This window comes from Edaphobacter sp. (genome assembly GCF_035532915.1).
GTDB lineage: Bacteria > Acidobacteriota > Terriglobia > Terriglobales > Acidobacteriaceae > Edaphobacter.
In genome coordinates, this window is record NZ_DATKQC010000072.1 from 1 (window position 1) to 10,432 (window position 10,432).

The 10,432-nt window shown below is 58.7% G+C and carries 13 protein-coding genes and 1 pseudogene; 1 reads left to right on the top strand and 13 read right to left on the bottom strand.

Features of this window, described 5'->3' with window-relative positions; all coding sequences use genetic code 11:
* The 4 genes from VMU57_RS03790 to VMU57_RS03805 all read right to left on the bottom strand — a co-directional run.
* Window positions 1-1,387: glycosyltransferase family 39 protein (locus tag VMU57_RS03790; protein WP_325380937.1), on the bottom strand; the 1,387-nt coding region annotated here is incomplete at its 3' end.
* A 23-nt stretch (window positions 1,388-1,410) separates the two neighbouring features.
* Window positions 1,411-2,415 (bottom strand): bifunctional oligoribonuclease/PAP phosphatase NrnA, encoded by a 1,005-nt coding sequence (locus tag VMU57_RS03795; protein ID WP_325380939.1) that lies wholly within the window; start codon window positions 2,413-2,415, stop codon window positions 1,411-1,413.
* Window positions 2,412-2,798, bottom strand: a complete 387-nt coding sequence (gene rbfA, locus VMU57_RS03800; RefSeq protein WP_325380941.1) for a 30S ribosome-binding factor RbfA — start codon at window positions 2,796-2,798, stop codon at window positions 2,412-2,414. Before rbfA ends, VMU57_RS03795 begins: the two co-directional genes overlap by 4 nt.
* 82 nt (window positions 2,799-2,880) lie before the next feature.
* Window positions 2,881-3,177, bottom strand: a complete 297-nt coding sequence (locus VMU57_RS03805) for a DUF503 domain-containing protein (RefSeq protein ID WP_325380943.1) — start codon at window positions 3,175-3,177, stop codon at window positions 2,881-2,883.
* A gap of 238 nt (window positions 3,178-3,415) precedes the next feature.
* Between VMU57_RS03805 and VMU57_RS03810 the strand changes: the two genes are divergently transcribed.
* A complete protein-coding gene (locus VMU57_RS03810; protein WP_325380945.1) occupies window positions 3,416-4,864 on the top strand; it encodes a diguanylate cyclase in 1,449 nt (482 codons plus the stop codon).
* Between the two features lie 237 nt (window positions 4,865-5,101).
* Here VMU57_RS03810 and VMU57_RS03815 read toward each other — a convergent pair whose 3' ends face one another.
* The 9 genes and pseudogenes from VMU57_RS03815 to map all read right to left on the bottom strand — a co-directional run.
* The gene (locus tag VMU57_RS03815; RefSeq protein ID WP_325380947.1) at window positions 5,102-5,395 is read right to left on the bottom strand and encodes a metalloregulator ArsR/SmtB family transcription factor; all 294 of its coding nucleotides are present in this window, start codon (window positions 5,393-5,395) and stop codon (window positions 5,102-5,104) included.
* Between the two features lie 238 nt (window positions 5,396-5,633).
* Window positions 5,634-5,981, bottom strand: a pseudogene (gene rplQ / locus VMU57_RS03820) (50S ribosomal protein L17); the annotation flags it as partial.
* Window positions 5,982-6,080: 99 nt separating this feature from the next.
* The gene (locus VMU57_RS03825) at window positions 6,081-7,178 is read right to left on the bottom strand and encodes a DNA-directed RNA polymerase subunit alpha (RefSeq protein ID WP_325380951.1); all 1,098 of its coding nucleotides are present in this window, start codon (window positions 7,176-7,178) and stop codon (window positions 6,081-6,083) included.
* Between the two features lie 144 nt (window positions 7,179-7,322).
* On the bottom strand, window positions 7,323-7,955 hold the full coding sequence (rpsD, locus tag VMU57_RS03830; RefSeq protein WP_325380953.1) for a 30S ribosomal protein S4: 633 nt from the start codon (window positions 7,953-7,955) through the stop codon (window positions 7,323-7,325).
* Window positions 7,956-8,202: 247 nt separating this feature from the next.
* Window positions 8,203-8,625 carry a 30S ribosomal protein S11 gene (rpsK, locus tag VMU57_RS03835; protein WP_158910022.1) on the bottom strand — a complete coding sequence of 141 codons (423 nt, stop codon included), beginning with the start codon at window positions 8,623-8,625 and terminating at the stop codon, window positions 8,203-8,205.
* Complete coding sequence (gene rpsM, locus VMU57_RS03840) at window positions 8,626-9,006, bottom strand: 30S ribosomal protein S13 (RefSeq protein WP_325380957.1); 381 nt, start codon at window positions 9,004-9,006, stop codon at window positions 8,626-8,628. It lies immediately after the preceding gene.
* A 147-nt stretch (window positions 9,007-9,153) separates the two neighbouring features.
* A complete protein-coding gene (rpmJ, locus tag VMU57_RS03845; protein WP_013581269.1) occupies window positions 9,154-9,267 on the bottom strand; it encodes a 50S ribosomal protein L36 in 114 nt (37 codons plus the stop codon).
* A gap of 116 nt (window positions 9,268-9,383) precedes the next feature.
* Window positions 9,384-9,602 (bottom strand): translation initiation factor IF-1, encoded by a 219-nt coding sequence (infA, locus tag VMU57_RS03850; protein WP_013581270.1) that lies wholly within the window; start codon window positions 9,600-9,602, stop codon window positions 9,384-9,386.
* Window positions 9,603-9,768: 166 nt separating this feature from the next.
* The coding region (gene map, locus VMU57_RS03855; protein ID WP_325380965.1) for a type I methionyl aminopeptidase at window positions 9,769-10,432 on the bottom strand (664 nt) is incomplete at its 5' end.

The window sequence follows — 10,432 nt, forward strand, 5'->3', positions numbered from 1 at the left end:
AGCCTCCCGCGATAAACAGCCATTGAGCCGAGGGGATGAGGGTCTCGTACTTCATGTGCTGAGGCGCGAGGATGAGGACGAAGACGAGGATGGCGCAGACGGCGGAGTGCGCCCAGAGAAGCCAGCGCGGGAGGCCGTCGCGGCGGTTGCGGTGGAGATAGTCCGCTGTAAGAATCGTGAGCGGCGGAATGGAGGGAAGGATGTAGCCGGGGAGCTTGGAGCCGGAGAAGGAGAAGAAGACGATGGGAAAGAGCGTCCAGAGGACGAGAAACTCGGGGAAGGCGTCACCGGCACGGGAGTGGCCGAGGTAACGCTGGGGATTGTGGCGGACCTTCCACTCGGCGATGGAGACGTCGATGGAGTCAACCAAAGCCCGAAGGGAGAGGATTGTCCAGGGCATGAGGCCGAGAATCAAAACAGCCAGATAGAACCAGAATGGCTGGTGGTGCTGGTAGCGGTTGGTGGCGAAGCGCTCGAGATTATGTTCGAGGAAGAAGAGACGATAGAAGGTCGGGTTCTTCCATTGCACGGCGATGTACCAGGGCAGCACCATCACCATATAAAGCAGGATGCCGGGCCACCAGATGGTGCGGCGCAGGAGCGACCACTCGCGGCGAAGGCCAGCGAAGAGAAGGATGATGACCAGCGCGAGGAAGGGCGCTACCGGGCCTTTGGCGAGCGTGGCCGCGGCTCCGAAGAAGTAGAGGTCGAAGAGCCAGAACTTCTTTCCGGTCTCATACCAGGCATACCAGCCGAGCATCCCGATACAGAAGGGCGCGGCTAACTGCATGTCGGTGGACGCGCCTCGGGCAAAAGCGAAGACGGCGAGGCTCGAGGCAGTAATGAGTGCGGCGTTGAGATGGCCCCCAGGGCGGAATCTCCTCATGTGGAGGAAGATGAGGAAGAAGAGCGCGAAGGCTCCGGAGGACGACGGCAGACGGGCGGACCAGTCGGAGACTCCGAACTCACGGAAGAAGCTCATGGCACGCCAGTAGTAGAGCGCGGGCTTTTCGAGCCAGGGCTTGCCGTAGAGGATGGGGGTGATGGTTCCGCCGATCAGGCAATGGAAGGAATCGTCGATCGCCTTGGGGCTGAGGCTATGGGGGACCATGCTTGCGTGAAGCTGGTTGCAGACATCATTATGCTGCGCGAGCATCTCGCGGGCGATCTGAGCGTAGCGCGGCTCGTCTGCGCCGACGAGGCCGAGTTGGTCGCCACCGATGAGGGGAACCAGACCATAGAGCAGAAGGAAGCCGGTCACGACGCAGAGAACGAGGAACTCCTGCGGCGATTCGGCGGCAAAGCCCTTCCAGATGCCATGCAGCCATGCGATGGGGGCGCGTTCTTTCCATGAGCCGGGCGCGGCAGTTTTTTGCAGATCACTCATTGGGTCAGGTAAACCAGACAAGGCTAACAGAGCCCTGTACGAAGTTGGGTAATAATGCGGTCGATGGCCATGTCGAGCGGGCCTTGAATCGTGCATCCGCTGGCGCTGCGATGGCCACCGCCGCCGAACGACTCGGCGATGCGGGCGACGTCGAGCTTGCCCTTGCTGCGAATGCTGAGGCGGAACTCGTTGATGTCGGGAAGTTCGCGAAGAAAGACAGCGGACTCGATGCCGGCGATGCTGATGAGGTAGTTAACGACACCTTCGCAGTCCTCAGCGTCGGAACCGGTGAGCGTCATGTCATTGCTGGTGACCCACGACCAGGCAATGTTGCCTTCGCACTGAAGGTTGGACAGTGCTGAGCCGAGGAGGCGGATTTTGCTGATGGAGTTCGAGAAGTAGACGTCTCGCGCGATCTTTGCGGGGTTTGCTCCGCGGACAGCGAGATCATGGACGACGGCGAAGGTATCCGCATTGGTGCTGGCGTAGGTGAAGCCGCCGGTGTCGGAGAGGATCGCCGTATAGAGACAGGTGGCCATGCTGGGCGTGATCTCGGCTCCGGCGGCAATGGCGATGCGGTAGACCATGGCCCCGACGGCGCAGGCGTGCTCGTCGATCCAATTGACGGAGGCGAAGTGGCGGCCGCTGGCGTGGTGGTCGATGTTGATGAGGGGGCGGTTTTCGTCGAGGCCGAGGAGCCCGGTGCGCGCGATGCCGTCGCACTCAAGCAGAATGGCCGGGATACTGTGGTCGGCAATGTCGGCAGCGGAGGGAGTGTGGTGGATGCGGCCCACATTGGGCAGAGTGCGATAGATGGCCGGAACCGGATCAGCGAAGACGACGTCGGTCTGGCGGCCCATCTGGTCGAGGATCTCTGCTAAAGCAAGAACGGAGCCGAGGGCATCGCCGTCGGGACGGGCGTGCGAGGTAAGGATAAAGCGGGGGCTGGCGCGGAAGGCCTCGAGGAGCATTTCAATCTGAGCTTCATGCGTCGATTCGTCGATCGGTTGCTGCGTCATATGCGTCATGATTGAGATGGGGTCGCCTTCTTTTCGCGTTTGCGCATACGAGTCAACAGCTCATCCATGCGGCCGGTCATCTTTTGGGAGCGGTCGATGGCGAAGCTGAGTTCGGGGACGTGACGGACACCCATGCGGTCGCGGATCTGGGAACGGATGTAGGCACGCGCGGTGGTAAGCGCTTCCAAAGTGGAGTCTTCTTCCTGCTCGGTACCGTGGACCGCGATGAAGACGCGTGCGGACTTGCCGCCGGGAGCGAGGACGACGTCGGTGACGTAGCTGGGTGCGATACGGGGGTCGGAGAGTTCGCCTTCCAACATCGCACCGATCTCGTCGGAGAAGGTGTTGGCGACTCGGTTCCGGTGGTACGTTCTGGCTCGTTGCTCGGGCATATATTTCTACAGGGTGAACGGTTGAGGATATCAAAATTCAAGCGTTTGACCTAACGCGTTGTCATTAAAGATGCCCGCAGGGTCATTCGGGAAGAATTTCGGCATAGGAATCTACGATTTGAGCGCCCAGACCCGCTGCGAGACGAAGGACAGCATCGTCGATGAGCTTGATCTGACCGGTGAGATAGCTGGTCGAGGACGAGATGGCCGCGACCCCGAGGGTGGCGCGGTTCCAGACGATTCCGTCGTCGAGCTCGGCGATGGAGAGATTGAAGCCGTGGCGGAGCTTGTCCTTGATGGAGCGGACAACCTGGCGGCGGTCCTTGAGAGATTGCGCGTGGGGAATCTCCAGTTCGATGGTCAGTCTCGCTATTGGCATGGTTTCGAATCACTGCTTCCATGAGCATTGGGAAGACGAGGACGAATCGCTGTTCTCATTGTAGTCAGTGCGAGTGAAGTCAATCTTTGCGCCTGCAAAGACCACAATAGTGACGCAATAAGAAACCTAAGTAACCAAAATAGAGATTGAGTATGGTTACTCTCGTAAGCTTACGAAAAAGCTTATAGCATCAGGGTTCTTGTGACAGCTATCCTTACTGTTGACCTTACGGTGACAAATGAGTACACGGCTAGCTGAGAACGAAAATGCCAGTCTCAAAGAGATTTGGTCGGAAGAGTTACTAGAGTCGCAACCCGAGCAGGAGTGCGACGAGTTGGTCAAACTGGCCGCTGCAATCTGCGGGACGCCGGTGGGCCTGGTGACCCTGCTGGATGAGCGGCACCAATGGTTTCGATCGACCGATTGGCTGAAGCGGCGGGAGACTCCGCGAGAGGCGGCGTTTTGCGCCCACGTGGTGCGGCAGCCTGGCCTGATGGTGGTCACGGACGCGTTCACAGATCCTCGCTTCGCCTCTAACCCCCTGGTAACGAACGAGCCCGGATTGAGGTTTTATGCCGGTGTCTCCCTGCGGACGGCAGACGGAGACCTGTTAGGGACGCTCTCGGTGATCGACATTGTGCCGCGGCTGCTGAACGAAGAACAGGGACACACGTTGGAAGTTCTGGGCAGGCAGGTGAGTGCGCGGCTGGAGTTGTTGGTGCAGCGCACTGCGCTCGAGCAGGCTTTGAAGGAGAAGGAAGAGGCCGCCGCGGGAATGAGGGCCAGCGAAGAGCTGTTTCGTGCGTTCATGAACGCCAGCCCTTTTATGAGCTACATCAAAGACTCGGCCGGACGGCTGCTCTTTTATAACCGTAGCTTCGCGCAACGGTTCGGCATAAGCGAGTATGCGTGGCTGGGACGGACCGACGAGCAGCTATGGCCGCGCAATCTAATCAAGTCGGACCGCATGCACGATCTTGAGGTGATGGTCGGCGACCGCATTATCGAGAATGAGGAGCAGGTTCGCGGCGCGGATGGGGTTATTCGATCGCTGCGTTCGTTCAAGTTTCCCTGTCACGATTCGGCGGGCAACATTCTGCTGGCCGGAGTGGCCGTGGATGTCTCCGAAGAGGCGGCGCACAAGGCTGAGCTGGAACGCTACCATCGCGAATTGGAAGAGGCTAATAGTCGTTTGCGCAAGCTGGCAGTGACCGATGAGCTGACGGGGCTGCGAAACCGCCGCGCGTTTGAGGAGCGGCTGGTAATGGAGTTCTCGATGGCACGGCGTCGGAACCGGGAGCTGTCTGTGCTGTTGCTCGATGTGGACGACTTCAAAATGGTGAATGACCGCTGGGGCCATGCTGCGGGTGACGAAGTATTGCGCCGTCTGGGAACGATTCTGCAGACGACGGTTCGACTGCCTGACCTGCCGGCGCGATATGGCGGTGAAGAGTTTGTGGTGCTGCTGCCCGAGAGCGGCCCAGAGAGCGCCCTCGGGCTGGCCAAGCGCGTGATGTCAAAGGTCGCGATCGAGGAGTGGGAGAATGCTCCACTGACGATCAGTATCGGGATGGCGGCACTGGACGATTCGATGGTAAATGGCTATCAGCTGGTAGAGAGGGCAGACGAAGCTCTTTACGCCGCCAAGCGCGGGGGAAAGAATCGCGTGGTGGTGCACAACGGCTGAGCGTAGTATGGTGGCGGGCCAGAGAAGGGCCAACGATGAGTGTTCCTCTCATTAGCGAGATTGCGGCAGGAATTGCTGTGATTGCTACTGTTGTGTATATCGTTCTCGGAATCTGGGGTATCTGAACGCTGAGCGATCTCAGAGATGGCATCCGGGCCAAACGTCAGTAGCAACCCGTCTTCGCGAGGATGATATCGATAGAGATCCGCAGAGACATCTGCGAGGGGTATTCGTTCGCTAAATTTCGGAGAGCCGGTCGAGGTAAGCCTGCAAAACGTCGCGGCGCAGGGTGTAGTTGACGAATTTTCCTTCGCGCTGTGCATCGATCAGACCGGCGTTTTCCAACTCTTTCATGTGGTGAGAGAGCGTCGCCGGGCTGATGGGAAGACAGCTTCGGATATCGCTGCAGGCACAGGAAGGATTACATCTTCCGATCTTCTGGAGGATCTCGTAGCGGCGTGGATCTGCTAACGCGCGAGCGATGAGAGTGAATTGGCGATCTGTGAGGGCGATACTCTCCGGTGCGGTCATTTGACACCTCTACTCTAATCGATGTGCTCTGCAGTAAGAGTCGTGCCTGATAGCAAAAGAAAAGGCGCACCCTTGTAGGTGCGCCTCTGAGTATATTAACACCAGTCTATGGCTCAGCGTTGGGGTCCGGCGCTTCGCCGGGATTACGCTCTTCCATCTGCTTGGCGAGCTCTTCACGACGCTTGGTGCGGGCTTCTGCGCGCTTCTGCGCCTTCTCATTCAGCTCGTGCTCGGCACCGAGGAGCTCGATGAACGCCATCTCGGCTGCATCGCCCTTACGGGGTCCGCTGCGCACGATGCGGAGATAGCCGCCGTTGCGGGCTCCATAACGCGGTGCCACCGTTGCGAAGAGGCGGTCGACAGCCTCGGGCGTCATAAGATAGGCAGCGGCCTGACGGCGGGCATGCACATCGCCGCGCTTGCCGAGGGTAATCATCTTCTCGACCAAAGGGCGGGTGGCCTTGCACTTGGTGATGGTGGTCTCGACCCGATCCATCAGGATGATGGAGGTGACGAGGTTGCGCAGCATGGCGCGTCGGTGGCTGGTGTTGCGGCCTAGTTTAAATCCTGCATTACGGTGGCGCATTTGATCTCCTTCGACTGGGCTTTAAGCCGTGAGTCGGATGTTGCTGTTTGAAATACGGAGGGATCGGATTGAGCGATCCCTCCGTTTTTAATCGTGTTGTTAGAAGTTTTCCGGCTCGGCGGGAAGCTCGAAGTCGTCCTCTTCATCTTCGTCTTCATCATCGTCGTCGAAGTTGCCGAAGCTGGCGGCGAGGGTGGCTGCGGGAAGCACGGAGGTTGGTCCGGGCTGCGGGTTGCCGTGCTCGTCGATCTTCATGCCCAGCGAGAGGCCCATCTGCGCGAGGATTTCCTTGATCTCGTTCAGGGACTTGCGACCAAAGTTCTTGGTCTTGAGCATCTCGGCTTCGGTCTTCTGGATGAGTTCACCGATGGTGATGATATTGGCGTTCTTGAGGCAGTTGTAGCTGCGCACGGAGAGTTCGAGCTCTTCGACAGAACGGTTGAGATTGTCGTTCTGCAGCGCAGGGCCATCGTGCAGGCCGTCATGACCGGCTTCGAGCTCTTCTTCGAAGTTGATGAAGATGGTCATGTGGTCTTTGAGCAGCTTGGCGGAGAGGCCGAGTGCGTCTGCGGGGAGGACGGTGCCGTTGGTCCATATCTCGACGGTGAGCTTGTCATAGTCGGTGATCTGGCCGAGACGGGCGGCCTCGACGAGGTAGTTGACCTTGCGGACAGGCGAGTGGACGGAGTCGACAGGAATAAAGCCGAGGCCGAGGTCGCTGTCGAAGTTCTTGTCGGCAGAGATGTAGCCACGGCCGCGCTTGAGGCGCATCTCCATGTCGATCTTGCCGCCTTCGGAGATGGTGCAAATGTAGACGTCCTTATCGAGGATCTCGACGTCGCCATCGGCCTCGATGGAGCCCGAGGTGACGACACCGGCCTGGTCGGCGCGGAGATAGAGAGCCTTGGGGCCTTCGCCGTTGAGCTTGAAGGGAATCTGCTTCAGGTTGAGGATGATGTCGGTCGCGTCCTCAACGATGCCGGTGATCGACTGGAACTCGTGCAGCACACCTTCGATTCGGACGGCGGTAACGGCAGCGCCTTCGATGGACGAAAGCAGGGTGCGGCGGAGCGCATTACCGATGGTGGTACCGAAGCCGCGCTCAAAGGGCTGCGCGGAAAACTTGCCGTACTTGTCGGTGAGTGTTTCGGTGTCGACTGCAAGACGCTTGGGCTTTTGAAAACCTCTCCAAAGCATGTGTTTCTCCTTTATCCGTCCTGGCCGCGATGCACTTTGCGGACCGGCGGGTGGTTCGGTTGCGGTTAAGTTGTGGTGTTGCTGGGAAGAACCCATGTCCCAGAAGCGGGACATGGGGCACCCAATCTTTTGTAACAGCTAAAGCTACTTGCTGTAGAGTTCGACGATCAGCTGCTCGTTGACGGGCAGGTTGATATCTTCGCGCTTCGGCAGAGCGAGCACCTTACCGGAGAGATTGTCGCGGTTGATGTCGAGCCACTGAACCGCATTTTGACCGCTGGCAAAGTTCTTCGACTCTTCGAGAACCACCAGAGACTTGGAACCTTCGCGGATCGCGATCTCGTCGCCGACCTTGCACTGGAAGGATGGGATATTGACCTTGCGGCCATTGACCTGAATGTGGCCGTGGCGGACGATCTGACGGGCCTGGCGGCGGCTCATTGCGAAGCCGAGGCGGTAGCACACGTTGTCGAGGCGGGTCTCAAGCTGCTGGAGCAGGAGTTCGCCGGTGACGCCGGTGCGGTTTGAAGCCTTCTGATAGTAGGCGCGGAACTGGGTCTCGAGCGTGAAGTAGATGCGCTTGGCCTTCTGCTTCTCGCGGAGCTGCAGACCGTAGCCGACGACCTTCTTCTGCTTCTTGGACTGGCCGTGCTGGCCGGGGGGGAAGTTGCGCTTCTCGACGGGGCATTTTTCTGAGAAGCACTTGGCTCCCTTGAGGAAGAGCTTGGTGCCGTCGCGGCGGCAGAGGCGGCAGACGGGTCCTGTATAACGTGCCATTTCTTTCTATCTCCTGAATTCGGTTGTCGATCGCTTTACACGCTGGCTGCGCTTCGGTCACGATCCGGTTATCTATCACTACATCTGGGTAAAGGAACTATCAAAAGCCTCCTTTAGAAGGAGGTGTAACGATGCTCAATTACATCCGGACGGTAGTACTGTTTGCGATCCTTGCGCTCTACGTTGCTCGCAACGCGGAGTAAATAATAACTTCATAGCTGGTCGCAAACGCGACCAGCCATGAAAATCAGACGCGGCGGCGCTTGGGCGGACGGCAGCCGTTGTGCGGCATCGGCGTAACGTCGCGGATGCTGCGGACCTCGATGCCGGTGGTGGCGAGGGCGCGAATCGCGGACTCACGGCCGGAGCCGGGGCCGGAGACGCGCACATCGACCGAGCGGAGACCGTGGTCGCGGGCTGCGGTGGCAGCGCCGACAGCCGCCTGTTGCGCGGCAAACGGGGTTCCCTTACGGGAGCCGCGGAAGCCGAGCGAACCGCTGCTCTTCCAGGAAAGCGTGTTGCCAGCCTGATCGGTGATGGTGACGATGGTGTTGTTGAATGTGGCCTGAATGAAGACGAGACCAAATGGAACGTTCTTGCGCTCGCGCTTCTTGAACTTCTTGTTCTTGCCAGTCTTAGCTGCGCCTTTGGTGTTCTGTGTCTTCGCCATTTATTTCGTCGCTTTCTTCTTACCGGCAACGGTTCCCTTGCGTGGGCCTTTGCGGGTGCGAGCGTTAGTGTGGGTGCGTTGGCCGCGAACCGGCAGGCTGCGGCGATGGCGGAGGCCACGGTAGGACTGAATTTCAATGAGGCGCTTGATGTTGAGCGAGATGTCCTTGCGGAGATCGCCTTCGATGTGGCCCTCTGCTTCGATGACCTGACGAATGCGGTTCAGCTGGTCCTCGTCGAGGGTCGCGATCTTTACGAGGGGATCGACGTCCGCCTTCGCGAGGATCTTCGCCGCGCGCGAGTCGCCGATGCCGAAAATGTAAGTGAGACCGATGCGCGCCTGTTTGTTATTAGGGACATCGACTCCAGCAATACGTGCCATGGGGTTCCTTTTCGGTTGGGCTCCTGGAACTGGTCGGGGAGCGGGTTGGTGGTCTTCGGTTTGTCCGGCGGGTTCAACGCAAGCCTTGACTTCGGCTAACTAGCCCGCAGAGGCCGATATAAAAACAGGGACAGAGCTTCTACTTCTTTATCCCTGGCGCTGCTTGTGCTTGGCATTCTCGCAGATGACGCGAACGACGCCGCGGCGGTGGATGACTTTGCACTTGTCGCAGATCTTCTTCACTGATGCTCGAACCTTCATTTGATTCCCTTCTAAGTGCGCCACTGAGAGTTAAGCCTCGTTGGCGTGGTGCATGTGCGACACGGCCTAAGCCATGCCCACAAAAGATGAATACGGCTGAATACCGCCGGGATTGTCTACTTGTAGCGGTAGACGATACGGCCACGGTTGAGGTCGTACGGACTGAGCTCAATCGCGACACGGTCGCCGGGGAGGATGCGGATGAAGTTTTTACGCATACGCCCGGAGACGTGCGCAAGAGCCTGATGCTTGTTTTCAAGCTCGACCTTGAACATCGCGTTCGGCAGCGTCTCGACGACGACAGCCATGACTTCAATTGCATCTTCCTTCGACAAACGATCTCCTCTGGAAAGTCCGGGGTTAAGCCCCGAATTTCCGCATTGCTTCAGCGTTTCATAAAACCGCTGCTTGAAACTCTTTTAGTGGATGGACAGCCACTGGTGCTTCAATACTCATTACACACGCAGCATTTCTTATCATACCCCTAAATGAGGGTATTTCCTAGCGGGTGAGCACCCGGGGGCCATCTTTTGTGATGGCTACGGTGTGCTCGAAGTGGGCACTATAGCTTCCATCGACGGTAACAGCCGTCCAGCCGTCCTTGAGGACACGGACTTCAGGGCCTCCCGCGTTAATCATCGGCTCGATGGCGAGGACCATGCCCGCCTTCAGCCGGGGGCCTTTCCCGGCAACACCAAAGTTGGGCACCTGGGGATCTTCGTGCATGGATTTGCCAATACCATGGCCGACGAAGTCCCTCACCACCCCAAAACCTTCAGCCTCACAGGTCTGCTGAACGGCGGCGGAGATGTCGAAGAGGCGGCCGCCTACCTGACACTGCTGGATGGCGGCTTCGAGCGAGGCGTTGGTCACATCAAGGAGCTTTTTGGTTTCGGGGCTGACCTTGCCCACCGGATAGGTCACAGCCGCATCCGAATAGAAACCGCCGATGATGACGCCGCAGTCGATAGAGATGATATCCCCTTCGTTAAGGACGCGCTTCTCGTTGGGCATCCCATGAACAACCTCGTTGTTGACCGAGGTACAGAGTGCCGCAGGATAGCCGTGATAGCCCTTGAAGGCAGCGATGCCGCGCAGCTTAGCGATCTTGCGAACGGCGACGTTTTCGAGGTCCATCGTAGTGGCGCCAGGCTTGACGAACGGC